Origin of the sequence: Halomarina ordinaria, assembly GCF_030553305.1 — an archaeon.
GTDB classification, from domain to species: domain Archaea; phylum Halobacteriota; class Halobacteria; order Halobacteriales; family Haloarculaceae; genus Halomarina; species Halomarina ordinaria.
In genome coordinates this window covers 21208-34064 of record NZ_JARRAH010000004.1, presented here as the reverse complement: position 1 = coordinate 34064, position 12857 = coordinate 21208, and the positions used below count along the sequence as shown (strand labels likewise).

General features: G+C 57.6%; 16 protein-coding genes and 1 pseudogene. 6 read left to right on the top strand and 11 right to left on the bottom strand.

The features are described 5' to 3' along the window. Window positions 1-15: 15 nt before the first annotated feature. Entirely contained in the window at window positions 16-879 is an 864-nt protein-coding gene (locus P1Y20_RS17260; protein WP_304449953.1) for a GIY-YIG nuclease family protein, read from the bottom strand. After that, the gene (locus P1Y20_RS17255; protein WP_304449952.1) at window positions 866-1291 is read right to left on the bottom strand and encodes a DUF6884 domain-containing protein; all 426 of its coding nucleotides are present in this window, start codon (window positions 1289-1291) and stop codon (window positions 866-868) included. Before P1Y20_RS17255 ends, P1Y20_RS17260 begins: the two co-directional genes overlap by 14 nt. Before the next feature lie 211 nt (window positions 1292-1502). On the opposite strand from P1Y20_RS17255, the gene P1Y20_RS17250 reads away from it, so the two are divergent. Next, entirely contained in the window at window positions 1503-1847 is a 345-nt protein-coding gene (locus P1Y20_RS17250) for a DUF8013 domain-containing protein (RefSeq protein WP_304449951.1), read from the top strand. Here P1Y20_RS17250 and P1Y20_RS17245 read toward each other — a convergent pair whose 3' ends face one another. Further along, a complete protein-coding gene (locus P1Y20_RS17245) occupies window positions 1848-1994 on the bottom strand; it encodes a zinc-ribbon domain-containing protein (protein WP_304449950.1) in 147 nt (48 codons plus the stop codon). A 155-nt stretch (window positions 1995-2149) separates the two neighbouring features. Here P1Y20_RS17245 and P1Y20_RS17240 point away from each other — a divergent pair, with 155 nt between their 5' ends. Beyond that, window positions 2150-3079 carry an ImmA/IrrE family metallo-endopeptidase gene (locus tag P1Y20_RS17240; protein ID WP_304449949.1) on the top strand — a complete coding sequence of 310 codons (930 nt, stop codon included), beginning with the start codon at window positions 2150-2152 and terminating at the stop codon, window positions 3077-3079. A 124-nt stretch (window positions 3080-3203) separates the two neighbouring features. Here P1Y20_RS17240 and P1Y20_RS17235 read toward each other — a convergent pair whose 3' ends face one another. Both P1Y20_RS17235 and P1Y20_RS17230 read right to left on the bottom strand, forming a co-directional pair. Next, window positions 3204-3899: a nucleotidyltransferase domain-containing protein gene (locus tag P1Y20_RS17235; RefSeq protein WP_304449948.1), complete on the bottom strand. Its 696-nt coding sequence runs from the start codon at window positions 3897-3899 to the stop codon at window positions 3204-3206. Then, window positions 3896-4567 (bottom strand): helix-turn-helix domain-containing protein, encoded by a 672-nt coding sequence (locus P1Y20_RS17230; RefSeq protein ID WP_304449947.1) that lies wholly within the window; start codon window positions 4565-4567, stop codon window positions 3896-3898. The genes P1Y20_RS17235 and P1Y20_RS17230 overlap by 4 nt, the downstream gene beginning before the upstream one ends. A gap of 228 nt (window positions 4568-4795) precedes the next feature. On the opposite strand from P1Y20_RS17230, the gene P1Y20_RS17225 reads away from it, so the two are divergent. From P1Y20_RS17225 to P1Y20_RS17215, 3 genes are all read left to right on the top strand, one after another. Continuing rightward, window positions 4796-5617 (top strand): hypothetical protein, encoded by an 822-nt coding sequence (locus tag P1Y20_RS17225; protein WP_304449946.1) that lies wholly within the window; start codon window positions 4796-4798, stop codon window positions 5615-5617. A 74-nt stretch (window positions 5618-5691) separates the two neighbouring features. Beyond that, window positions 5692-5943, top strand: coding sequence for an AbrB/MazE/SpoVT family DNA-binding domain-containing protein (locus P1Y20_RS17220; RefSeq protein ID WP_135823146.1), 252 nt, complete (start codon window positions 5692-5694; stop codon window positions 5941-5943). Further along, complete coding sequence (locus P1Y20_RS17215) at window positions 5944-6378, top strand: PIN domain-containing protein (protein WP_304449945.1); 435 nt, start codon at window positions 5944-5946, stop codon at window positions 6376-6378. It abuts the gene before it with no gap. Between the two features lie 37 nt (window positions 6379-6415). On the opposite strand, the gene P1Y20_RS17210 is transcribed toward P1Y20_RS17215, so the two are convergent. Continuing rightward, window positions 6416-7339, bottom strand: a complete 924-nt coding sequence (locus tag P1Y20_RS17210; RefSeq protein ID WP_304449944.1) for a helix-turn-helix transcriptional regulator — start codon at window positions 7337-7339, stop codon at window positions 6416-6418. Window positions 7340-7477: 138 nt separating this feature from the next. On the opposite strand from P1Y20_RS17210, the gene P1Y20_RS17205 reads away from it, so the two are divergent. Further along, window positions 7478-7804, top strand: coding sequence for a DUF6788 family protein (locus tag P1Y20_RS17205; protein WP_247010694.1), 327 nt, complete (start codon window positions 7478-7480; stop codon window positions 7802-7804). A 480-nt stretch (window positions 7805-8284) separates the two neighbouring features. Here P1Y20_RS17205 and P1Y20_RS17200 read toward each other — a convergent pair whose 3' ends face one another. The 5 genes and pseudogenes from P1Y20_RS17200 to P1Y20_RS17180 form a co-directional block, all read right to left on the bottom strand. Next, window positions 8285-9784 (bottom strand): Cdc6/Cdc18 family protein, encoded by a 1500-nt coding sequence (locus P1Y20_RS17200; RefSeq protein ID WP_198662077.1) that lies wholly within the window; start codon window positions 9782-9784, stop codon window positions 8285-8287. 894 nt (window positions 9785-10678) lie between these two features. After that, a pseudogene (locus tag P1Y20_RS17195) lies at window positions 10679-10879 on the bottom strand (type B DNA-directed DNA polymerase); the annotation flags it as partial. Window positions 10880-10920: 41 nt separating this feature from the next. Next, the gene (locus tag P1Y20_RS17190; RefSeq protein ID WP_115864171.1) at window positions 10921-11280 is read right to left on the bottom strand and encodes a hypothetical protein; all 360 of its coding nucleotides are present in this window, start codon (window positions 11278-11280) and stop codon (window positions 10921-10923) included. A gap of 45 nt (window positions 11281-11325) precedes the next feature. Next, complete coding sequence (locus P1Y20_RS17185; RefSeq protein WP_304449943.1) at window positions 11326-11781, bottom strand: hypothetical protein; 456 nt, start codon at window positions 11779-11781, stop codon at window positions 11326-11328. Between the two features lie 134 nt (window positions 11782-11915). After that, window positions 11916-12824, bottom strand: coding sequence for a hypothetical protein (locus tag P1Y20_RS17180; protein WP_304449942.1), 909 nt, complete (start codon window positions 12822-12824; stop codon window positions 11916-11918). Window positions 12825-12857: the final 33 nt, after the last annotated feature.

Here is a 12857-nt window from a genome sequence, read left to right as displayed (position 1 = left end):
AGAGAGTTAGGATATCTAGAACTGATCTTGTGGACTCTCCCCAACTTCCAACCAGTGAACGCCGATAAGCTCCGTCTCAACCTCTTCGCGCTTGTGCTGGGCGTCGTGCTCCCCCAGTTCTGAGTACGAGAATAGCAACGCATCGTGCCGGTTTCGCCGGTGACGATACAGCCGTGACTTGAGATTCGAACTCTGCCCGATGTACTCCAGTGGCGGTGCCTCGCCCTCGCGCCAGATCCGGTACAGCCCATCGTCCGTCGGAATCGACGTGTCCGCGTCTGCCAACGGTCGTGGAGACGACCACAAGAGCCCCATCCAGTCCTCCGAGAACATGTCGTTGCTCTGGCTCCAATCCAGCGGGCCGACACCGTCCTCAGTGTTAGACTCCGTCTGACCTGGTTCGAGCGGCCCGCCGCGTTCCTCGCCGCTGCGGTACGTCGACTGCCGGTAGCCGTCAATAATCCGGCCGAAGTTCGCCGTCGGACTCTCGCCCATTTCACGGCGGTAGACTGCGATTAGCGCGTCCTCGAACGCCTTTCGAGATTGCTTGTCCTCAGCGAGCGTCGGCGTCGTGACCGACACCTCCAGTTTCTCGGCCTCCTCCTGCTGGACAGCCCAGAGACATGGTGCCGCGGTGTGTGGATCGCGATAAGGCATTTCCTCGGCGAACGCCCCGTGGGCGAGCGCACGGACTCGACCACGGAGGCTGCGCCCAGTCTCGCCAATATACTCCAGACCGGGGCGGGCGGGATGGCGAACGCGGTAAAGCCCCTCGTCAGTGGAGAACGTGGATAGGTGGTCGCCGCCGGGATCGAGAGTCCCCCAATTCGACCACTCTACGCCGAGCCAATCTGCGGCGTAGAACCTAGATTCGTTCATTGTACCACGACAACGTCTCGCCCATCCGTAGTCCCTCGGTTGGAATCCCGACGTCGACTGGCTCGTCGTGGAGCAGCGGCAGGAGTTCCTCGTAGTACGCCCTCCCAGCGTGAATGACGAGAGTGTTCCCCTCCGCGAGCAGGTCGCGCTCCCGTAGCTGTCCGACGACAGTTCGGCTCCACTCTCGTCGCTCTTCGCCGCCAGCGTTGTTCAGCGTCTCGTCGTAGGGCTCGATCGGCGAGCCGTCTGGATCAAGAACGTTGTACTTCGCCGAAAGCACGTACCACTCATCGTGGTTCTCCTCGACGTAACTCCGGGCCTTCCGGAACAGCGCGGAGGGCTCGTAGAGTTCCCTCGGCGTCGACGCCGAGTCCTCCTTCGCCTTCGTACAGCTCACCAACCCGATCTCCATATACCACCGGTCCACCGTTACGGGAAAATACGTTCCGCCTTGTGAATAGGAAGCCATCAGATGCAGCTAATCGATCTTCTCACACGCCCTCCGCTTCGTCATCGACGAGCATAATGTCCACTCCCCGCCGGCGTAACACAACGTTCTGTTTTTCGGACCCCCGGAGAGGGCGAGGGCTTCTCCGAAAGCCCTCAGCCTGAGGTGAGCTCCTGTGAGCCAACAACAGACAAACAACGTCTCAATCGACGACATTCCGATCGATATCGACAACACGCAATCAAGCGAGGTCAATCTCACCGACATCCCCGACGAAATCGAGTCCATCACCCGTGGACTCGCCGGTGAGCACCCACCGACGAACCCGCTGGTCGTGCTGAAAGCGGCTCGATGGTGGTACATTCACGGCAAGGGCGGAACGGATCCCGCCTTCCAATGGGCCATCGAGTGGGCGCGCCACCTTGCGACCGACACGCCTAGCGACGTCGAGCGGTTCGACGAGTTCCTCGAGTACCTCGTCTCGATTGGCTTCGCTGATGAGAAGGAAGCACTTCGCTGATCAGAGCTCGTAGTAGGCGACATCCTCAGCCCCACAGCTTGGACACTCTTCGGCGTCCTCTGAGAGTGTCTCCCCACAGTTTCGGCACTCCCACAGGGTCGATGACTCCCCTTCGACGGCCCTGCGGAGTGTACTCAAGAGACCCATTCTGGCTTATCTGATGTACTTGCGGTTGTTAACACCATCCCCTGACAGCCACCCCGACTTGAACGAAGTCGCGGAGGCGTGTTTTTCTGCGCCCCTAAGGGGTGCGGCGCGGCCTGAACTGCCGCAGTCGCCGTGAACTCGATTCGGTGAACACAATGGCTACGACCAGTAACTCGTCGGTCTCCTTTGAACAGACCGACACGCGATCCGACGAGATGAACAGCACCATCGAACAGTGGATTGACGAGCTCGTTGACGACGTCGACGAGGCACAGGCCAGCGCGGAGTTCCAAGAATGGCTCGACATCCAGAGTCGCTTCCACGACTACTCGCATCGCAACACGCTGCTCATCAAACTCCAGTATCCCGAGGCCAGAAAAGTTGCCGGCTACAACACCTGGCGCAATGAGTTCGACCGATATGTCCAGGAAGGCGAGTCAGCCATCTGGATCTGGGCGCCGATCATTGCCAAGCAGTGCCCGGAGTGCGAGAATTCACCCAGTTACCACGAGCAAAGCGACTGTGAGTACGACGAGACATCGCCGGACGAGTGGTCGAAAGGGCTTGTCGGATTCAAGCCAACGGCTGTCTTCGATGTGTCTCAGACCGAGGGCGAACCGCTCCCCGAGCTGGAAACCGAGGCCACAGGTGACGCCGACGACCTGGTGCCAGCGCTCCTTGATGCGGCAGCTACTCTCGATGTCGACGTCCGTGTCGTCGACGCTGCTGAGTGGGAGCATAGGGACGCGAAAGGCGTCTGCAAACACCGGAATCTCCACGAGTGCCAACCCGTCGTCGAGGCGAAAGCTCGCCCGAACAAGGCCGACCTCGCGGTCACGTTGATTCACGAATACGCGCACGCACTGCTCCATTTCGATGTCGGCGAGGAGAACGAACGATCGAAACGCGAGGTCGAAGCTGAAGCTGTTGCGTACATCGTCGGGCGGTATTTCGGACTGGATACGAGCGGGTCGGCGTTCTATCTTGCCGCGTGGCAGGACGACGATCCCGAGGTGATCCAGGATCGTCTCGGCCGGATTAGTTCAACCGCGCAGAAGATCATCGGGGCGATCGACGAGGGCTGAACACCCCCTTCCCGGCTGTTAACCAACGCCTTGGGGTACTACCCCACTCTGTTGGTTAATTCGTTCGGCGTCCCGACCCCGTGTGTTTCGATCGGTCCCGAGACATACCCATCGACAGTCGATGTTATCGTTCAGAATCGATTCGGCGCTGCTGGTCACGAAGGAACTCAACGACGGCATCGATATCCTGTTCGGGAACCGTTTGCTGTTCGAAGACTCCTTTGAATGCATCTGCGAAATCCTCCGACGTGAGACGGTTGAGGACAGTCTCGATGCGACCAGCGAGCTTCTCGGACTCTCCGCGATGCAGATGAGTCGCGATCCGGTCGAAATCCGCGCCAGCAGACAGCACCACCAGATCCCGAGAGTCTGCCTTGCGGCCACTGTGGAGTTTCACCGCGAACAGCAACTCCCGTTCCGGAATCCTGGCTGTTACCGGGCGCCCGGTTCGCAGTTCCTCGGTGACAGAGTGCTGGGCCAGATAGCGATACGACCATTCAGCTTCCGTCTGGCGACAGCCCAGCGCGTCCACCATCGCGTCGAACTGAACCGGATTCCCGATATCTTTCGTAAACCGGATAGTCCGGCCCTCGTAGAGCTCGTTTCGCTCGACATCGGTCGTTTTCTCGTAGCCGCGGTCGGTGAGAAGGTCAGTGTAGTCGTCGACCGCTTGGGCCGGAATGACGACGTCGACGTCCGTGGTGAAGCGTTGATTGAACGCCGCGATCGCCCACCCACCGACGAGCACGTACGGCAGGTCAGCGTCGATGACTGCCTCCAGCGTATCCAGTAGTTCGTCTTCGCGTTCACCGAGGCTCATGCATTGAGACGCGGATCCTCGTGGGACGCGTCGATATCGCGGTCGTACTCGTCGGCGATCATCTCCAACGCCGGCTCGTAGTTCACCCGGTACTCCAACATGTGCTCGATTGCCTCATCCAACGGAATAACCGGATTGCCGTCAACCCACTCGCGAGTGATCTCCCCACTCGCCGGGAACAACACGTACGAGACGGCCGCGTCGGAGTCGGTCGCGTCCGGCCGCTCTTCGATCCGGCTCGGAATCACGAACTCATCAAAGAACGCTGTCCACCGTTCGACGTCCTGGTCGGCGACCTGGATGAAGATCGGATAATCGTCGTGGCCGCGAGCGATCTGATAGCCGCCGTGGGTCCAGACGTAGACGCCGTCGATTTTCGTGTACGCAAAGGGCATCCCGGCGAAGTGTGGAATGACGTAGCCGTCGTCGATCGAAGGGGGAACAGCGCGAGAGATGGCCGCGACGAGGTCGTAGTAGCGATCCCTGACAGCGTAATTCTCGATGTAGATGCCGTCCTCACGCCGGATGAAGCCTGCGTCCTCCAACCGCTCGATCCAGTCGTAGACCCACGAGTAGGAGCCGTCGATCTTCTGGGCGATTCGCCGGATCGAGTCACCCGGCCGGGCCGCGACCATGATCTTCGCCGCGGTCTCGTCGACGTACTCCATCATCGTTAGTTATCGGTATCGCATCTAACGGTATTAGTCTTGTCCCCCGTATTCCCTATAGAGTTATCTCTATACAGATATACTATTCTTAGCTCCGGTAGTCCGATCCGGCTCAGCATTCGAGCAGAGAGGGGTTAACCAACAGAGGATACGATTGATCGGTATTTGTTGGTTAAGTTTTTCAGCGCCCGCCGAGGGGCGGAGGCGCACTTCCGTCTCCACCGACCCATGACCGACCAATATCTACCGACCGTTCTCGACGAGGCAGAGCGAGTCGCAGAGCACCACGAGCAGGTCGCCCAATCTTCAGACAATCCGAATCACGAGTATCTCCGGTACGCCGTCCTTCGGCTGCTCGAAGACGAGGCTGACGAGACATCGATGGAGATACCGCAGATCGACGGCCTGACCGTTGGATACGGGGAGGATAAGGCGATGTGCGAGAGCTGGGACGACGACGTCGAGTGGTGGGAGACGGTTCCGCCGCAGGCGGAATGTACTCGCTTTCGGATGTTCTACCCCGACAAGCACGAGGCTGTTCCGCGAGTCATCGTCGACGTGATGGCAGCACTCGGGGCGTGGCGTGTCTGGACTGGGAGCGCAGCCGCGTGCGGCTCCTATGACCATCGCGAGCGCCGCGAGGTTCATTACCTCTGGCCGGAAGGCCATCCGGTGGAGGAAGTGCTCCACGAGCGGCTTAGTGGCCCTGCGGAAGCCGTCGCTCCCGACGGTGGCCGAACGGGCGACGTTCGCGACCGACTGGTCGTCGACGAGAACCCAAAGTCACAGGACGATCTCGAGCCCCGAACGAAGCGTGCTGTCGCCGAAGCGATGGACGTTTCGCTTCTCTCGAAAGGTGGCCGCTACGAAGTTCAGTCCGCGTCCGGAAACCGGTACGAAGTCGACGTCATCGACAAGTCGTGTACCTGCCCTGACTGGCAGCAGCGCTCACCCGAAGGCGGCTGTAAGCATCTGCGTCGCGTCGATCACGAGATAAAACAGGGTCGTGTTCCACGTCCGGATGGGCGCCTTCCAGCACCCTCGAACTAGAACGATATCTTCTGGAGCGCGTGGTAGTGTGGCGGCACACTAGACTTTTCACGGCCGGTCACCTACCGTGAGGTATGAGCAGCGACAGAATCGACGCCGAAAGCAAGGTGTCTGGAAACCAGGCAAACATCCCCGCCCGGATTCGGCGTGAACTCAATATCGATGATGGCGATCAGCTCCGCTGGCAGCTCGAGGATGACGGGAGCATCCGAGTCCAAGTGATCCAACAGCAAACGGGCACGTTCGCCGACTTCGACGGCTACGCTGGTGAGGAGCCGACCGATGTCACGAGCGAGCACGACGCCTGGGGCGTCGACGTCGAGTAAATGCCGCGGGCACTCATCGATACGACAGTCCTCTTTGCCGCCGCATACCGACGAGATGGATCCCACGATGCCGCGCTCCCGGTGCTCCACGGCATCGACGACGGAACGCTCCCGGAAGCAGTTGTCCTCGACTACGTGCTCGCGGAAACGCTCAACGGCCTCACGACCCACGCCGGCCACGACGCAGCCGTCGATCTCCTCGATCGTATCGAAGAAAACGCCCGCTTCCACATCGACTCACTCACCACCGACGCCCTCGCGACAGGGAAGGCCCTCTTTCGCCAACACGAACCGCTCTCCTTCGTCGATGCCTGCATTGTCGCGTATATGCAAACCGAGGAGCTCGGCTACCTGTATGCGTTTGACGACGATTTTGACGCTGTCGAGGATGTCTATCGACTCGATACAGCAACGAATCCCTACGATCCGAACTGACGCTGGGAGACGCCACGGCTGGTGACGATGTTCGGTCTCAGAATAGTCGCACCTCGTAGTCAGTCGCCAGCTTCTGGAACTCGTCCCACTCCGGGAGCCGGTCGTCGGCGACCTCGCCGTGCGTCTCAAGGTAGCGGAGCAAGGCGTCGATTTCGTTTTCAAGGTCGTATTTCGCTGCCTGCTCTCGGAGATTCTCCTCGTCGACGTCGACGTGGCTGAGCAGGAGAAGACAGTACGAGCGGTGGCGGCTGCCATCGTCGATTAACAGCGTGTGACAGCAGAGCTCCGCCGGCGAGACTGCATCGAGGTCCTCGGAGTAGACGTAGTAGCGGTGGCCGGTGAGCAGGAACTGGAGGTCGAAGGCCGCGAATCGAGCGAGGCCGGTTTCGTGGAACGCCTCCACGTCGATTTCCGTCTCGGTCTGGGCGAGGAATTCGTCGTAGTCCTCCCAGAGAATCGTGCCCTTCGGGGCGACGGCTTCGAGGCGTTGGCGATGCAGATGGTGTGCGAGTTCACGTGCGACCGCGTGGAGGCGGTCGAAGTCGGCGTTGAACTCGTAGTGGCCGTCGCCCGTCCCGACGAGACCACGGTCGCGAAACCGCTTGAGGATGCGGTTGACCGTGTTGCGGTAGTTGTCGCTCCGGTCGGCGATCTCGGAGACGGTTCGCGGCTGGTCGAGGTAGTACAGCACCTCGAGTGCCTTGCCGGTCAGCAGCTCGGGGAACTCGATGTGGGAGTGCTGGCGGACGAGGTCCTGGTAGCGTTCAACGGCACGAGCATCCGACGGGACGACTCGTTTTCGCCGGCCATCGCGTTCCGTGTAGACGAGTCCCTTTTCGACGAGGTCCCCGACGGCACGAGAGAGATAGCTCTCGCTGTGGTCGAGCTTCGTCGCGAGTTCGGAGATAGTGTCGCCGCGGTCGACCGTGGCGAGGACCTCAAGCTCGATGCGCCGGAGCACGGTGTAACATAGTAGGAAATTTCTTTATAAACAAGTTTCGAGTAGTGTTACAGACAGTCATCGTGAGAACCGTCTCCATCGTCTTAACCAACAAAACTATGGAGTCGCGGATAGTGTTGGTTAACACGAGAGCAGCCGATGTCCTACGAACCCCCGACCCCACCAGCGAACCTCCCGACGGAGATCGTCAACACGCTCAACGAAGCCTCATCGGAGCATCTTCGGGACGTTGCCAGCTACGCCGAGGCGTTGGCCGAATACAAGGAGCGTGAAGCTCGTCTCGAGGAGGAAGAGGCGGATGACGCCGATGTCGAGGAGCGCCCCGATGACCTCCCGGACGACGTGCCAGCGAAGGCGACGATCACGATCAAGGAGATCAACGACAACCGCTACTACTACTGGCAGTGGCGGGAAGGAGATTCGGTGACGTCGAAGTACAAAGGCCCAGTGAATCCCGGCGAGTAGACGAGATTGAACTGTAGTCTGATGTTCTTTTCAGTACTATTAGAGACGTAGCAGGCGGCACCCCCCAGAGTGTGAATGGGCCCAGTCAACCCGGATGAGTGAAACTCGAAGGGAGAGGACATCCACCCCACGTTTCCGTCGTAACAGGATGTGTGTGGAGGGGGTGACGCTGATTTTGAAGGGACCACACCCCCGTATTTCCGTCGTTTCTCCACCGTCTCCGCATCATCGATGGTACCGACGACAAAGAAATCGTAGGACACACCCCCCGTTTTCGAGTTGTAAATGGGAGAGGGCAAGGGGAAAGCACAGTACATCGACCGGCACGTCAAATCTCTTGGCTCACCCACCCCCCGTTTTCGAGTAGTAACGAGACATCCCGACGAATGACACCCCCCCGTTTTCGAGTTGTAACGCATCGCGCGGGATACGAACACCCCCCGTTTTCGAGAAGTAAGTGCGGGGAGAATACGGGCGAGATTAGTTTTTACTCCGGAACTGCTTCAGCCGTTCGCGGACAACCGCGCTGATAGTCGCCTCTTCGTGAGCTAGATCTTCGAACCGGGAATCCTCACGGATCGTCTCCATGATTGTTTCCGGATCCTCGGAGAGGGAGAAATACATATGCACTCCTCTGCCTCGCCCCTTGCCCCGACGCTCGAAGTCCAGTACACCGTACGTACTCTGCTCTGTGACGTGATTCACGAACGTCTCGCGACTGTACTGGTCCGCATCCATCGTATCGGCAATGAATTGATACGTCTTGAACGCAGGTCCGGCAGGGATCCACTCAGGATGTTCTCTTGCGTAGTGGGCAGTGGCCGCCACAGCGTAGATGGAGAGTTTCTTTTGAGTCGAAATGCCGCTGATATGCCGGAGCTTGCGGTTTTCGGTGTATTTTTCCTGAGCATCACGGACATCAGTCTCGATAACCGTGTCAGCCCCACGCCGCTCGGCTAATTCACCAGCCCATCTGAGGAGATCAATCGCTTTCCGCGCATCCCCGTGCGTTTGGGAGCCGAACGCAGCAACAAGCGGAACAACGTCATCTGCAAGTGAGTCTGGCTTGAAGGCGTCCCGCCGGTTGCGGAGAATACTACGGAGCTGGTTCGCATCGTAATCATCGAAGAAGATGTCGTCAGGGTTGTAAGAACTCTGTGCGCGGCTGTTGAGGTCCTTCATAAAGTCGGCGTAGTTCGTAATCGTTGTGAGCGAGATGGGGCCATCAAAGTCAGCGAGTTTGCGAGCCCGTGAAAGCTGGTAGATGAGAGAATTGTACTCTGCTTCCTGATACGGCCCCTCGAGCATATCGATCTCATCGAGAATGAAGATGACACCGTCGTAATACTCTCGCATGAGTTCGTACAGTCGCTCCAGCTTCTGATCCGTTGAGACACCGGTTTGGGGAACACCAGGATCAACGCCGAGGTCGTCGGCAGCAGCTTTGACTAACCGATAGACAGCCCGATCTGCAGTCTTCGGCCCCTCGCAGTTGATTGAAATGACCCCGAAGGTCTTGCCTTGGGATTCACACAGTTCGACGATCTGTTTGCAGACCGCATGAATGATGAGCGACTTCCCAGTTCCAGAAGGACCACTCAGAAGCATATCGGGGATCCCCTCATTCTGGAGGACCGGTTTTAGGTTGTCGACGACACGGCCTAGCTGGTCGTCACGACCGACGATCCGGTCCTCGTCGATGATGGTATCTGACCGGACGAGGTCTTTGTTCGCGAAGACCCCGCCGGACGACTCGGTTTGGAGCCTATCACGAATTGAGATGCCGCCACCGTCGCCATTAGTTGCTTCTTGAGACGAATCAGCGGGATCTGATCCGTTTTCGAAGGTCGTTTGTGACGTGCCAGGAGACGCCACCTCCTCATCCGTCGATTCAGGAGTTTCAGGATCAGCAGCAGAAGATTCACGATCCTCCTCACCTTCCGGATTATTCGATCCTGCTCTACGTCCCTCTCGTCCCATTATGAACCCCCTCGAACTCTGGGTATAAAAATATGGACCCTTGTGGAGTTGTAACCGGGCGAAAACAGGCTATCTAACGACTACAGCCCCGTATCCTCTGGATGAGTCAGATACCGTCTTCGGAATCTATCACCCTCCGTTTTCGAGTTGTAACGGTTCAACGAAGCTCGCTATCGTCGAACTTCCTCGATGACCCGGACCCCCCGTTTTCGAGTTGTAAGATGTTGGGAGGCTGTAACACACATGGTTCGATGCACCCACCCTCACGTTGTAAGGAGAAGTGAGTCGAGGTGGGTCTCGGAGCAATATCCACATAATCCGGATTTTGTGAATGATGCCCAGGGTGATACGGTCTTTCTCACACTCCCCGTTTTCGAGTAGTAAGCGCCAGAATGGTTGCGAAAGAACGCCGCTCGTAGAATCCGTTCACGAGTGAGAGGAATGCCGGGTTTCGGACATATTGCTGGAGAAGCCGCTTTGGTGATCTCGAATGTTTCACCCCCTCCCCCCTTTTTCGAGTTGTAAGTCGCGGGGGAACAGGCCATCCAAGACGTAGTGTAACGAGAGTTGAGGTAACTAAAGTTGGTATAGAGGCGGTGAGACGCGATAATACACGGGATGAGAACCACAAGCGAGATGGAGTCGTTATCTACATCCCGAGACATCAATCGTCTAGCTGAGCTAGACGATATGTACTATTTGTCTCTAGTGCGGTTATGGTAAGGCAACGTGTTACATAAACTTTGGCATATCTAGTTGCAAGTTAGGATATTAGACTCTCAGACTCTCTATCGCGTATATCCGCCACAATCGGCTGTTTTGCAAGCCCTCCTGCTGTTCACCCCCTCCCCGGCGTCACGAGTTTACAACTCGAAAAAGGGGGGAGGGGGTTCGTCAGGTCCAGTCTGTGATACCGACTACATGTGTTTCGTTGAGTTCTCGTCGGATGTCATTCCGATCCCAGTCAAGAGGTGCCAGTATGCTCTCAACCGCTCGAACCAGCTGCGTCTCGTAGTACGAGGCGTCGTAGGTCTCGATCGCTTCGTGGGCGAGAGCGACCCGGTCTCGCGAGCTCTTCTCGTCGTCGACGACCACTCGTGGAAATTCAAGGGTTCCGGGATTTCCGGAACATCGTGTCACGGGCGAGAACTCGTCACACCGGGATTTTGCCAGTCGTCGGCTTCGTGTTCACTCCAGGGGATGAGGTATACTCCGTTGTCAGCGCGACTTTGACAGTCCAACTCATCCATCAAGTTATTCCAGCGTTCTTCGATCGTATTGCCGGACTGCTCGAGGAGTGACTTATCGAGTTCGTCGATCAGCTGCTTTTGGAGTTTCTGGTGTCGTTCGCTTCCGTACTCGCCAAAGACATCCTCATATCCTTCCCCTCGGAGTAGTCGAACGAGTGTCGTGATACGGAGGGCCCGGTCCTCGCTTATGTCAAACTCCTCTTCTAGTCGCAAACACATCCTGCCAGCCCAATCAGATGCGCCCATACTCCCCCTCTTGTCGTCAGTATAATAGATGTTCGTGGGCCCAGACTAGAAGCAGTCAGGACATTCCCATACATACCCTCGACTCCTGCGCCGGTCGATTTTTGGCATTTGAATAGACTCACAGAGGCCGCAGGTCTTGAATTCGGACTCGGGAATTAGTTCTATGAGCTCCTCCTTCCAGATCCGAATTTCAGCCGTCTTGATGTTGTTCCGTTCGTTCTCTACCGTGGAACTGTTCCGGTTGAATTCCCACTCTCGATTTTCGTTACGGCGCCATTCAGCCAATATTCGGAAAATCTCGTCTGGTTCATCCACGCCGTCAAGATCATCTTGGCAGTCCTCCACGACACCTCGCCGAATTTTCGGTTCCACCTTGTCCCAGACCGCCGGTGTGCTTCCATCTCCTTCGTGCCGCTCTTCCTGTCGTTTTTGCTCCTCTTCCAGCTCCTCGATTCTGGCATCAAGAGACTCCCGTATCGGGGCGAGATCGGGGATACTCATACGAAGATACCACGACTGGAACGTCATAATATTCTGGTGCTGTACCGCTTCTGGCTGGTTTAAACAGGTGTTGCGGACCGCCTGATTCTATCGTGTTCAGCTATTCACGATCAGCGATTCAGCCCGAATTGACACTATTCTCTGGGAATCAGGTGTCGTTTGACTTTTCTGGAGCAATGATTGCAGAGTGCCGCTGGCATCGGGAGCGTATCTGGGGAGAATTGCCGGGTGTCGCCTGAACGGGCTTCATGACCACAGACGGTCGTCCCAGTTTCATTCCGTACGAGGTGGTACTTCGCCTTCCCAGATTGGCGGAGCGAGAATGCAGATTCGTCTTCTGTGGGATAATCGTCGTCTACAATATCTTCGACCGTTGCCGAGGAGATCCAGTAATTGCTGAGATCCGTCCACCAGGTGTTTGAGCATCGAATTTGCTGGCGGAAGAGCTGCCGGTAATCAACCGTGAACCGTTGCGAATCCTGCTGAATGAGGTCATCGGTGTGGAACTCGAGTGTCCGTGGGGATCGCTCCCCCCTGTTTGATTCAGGTTCCAACTCGATGGTCCACTCCGTTTTGACGTACGCTCCTCCGGTGTATTCGACAGTGTCTGCGCTTACAGACTTGGTACGGTCACGAAGCCAACGAACGGTCGGTGGACGGAGCTTCTCAGTGAGCTGCTCTGAGAAGATGTCGTGTAGAAGTTCATCCGTGGCGAGTGCGTCTTGGAGGGCGGTTCCGAGTTCTTGAGGGGCCGTCTGGTTCGTAGAGTTCTCTGCCTGTGCGATAAGAGTCTCTCGAGCTTCGGCAATCCCATCGACGGTCAGCCAGAATCCGTACGGTTCGTGACCATCGGTGAGCACTTCGCCATCGGTGAGCCGAACCAGCATCGGCCGGATATGGTCAGGTGCCGGAAACAGATGTAACTGGTATTGGTCGCTGACCGGGACTACTGGATAGGGAAACTCCTCTCTAGAGAGTACTCCCGTCTCTTTACGGGGTATGGAGAAGTCTCCCAGGTCTGCTAGCGGAACGTGCCTCGGCATACACTCCGGGATACGATCCCAGTACGTCCCATA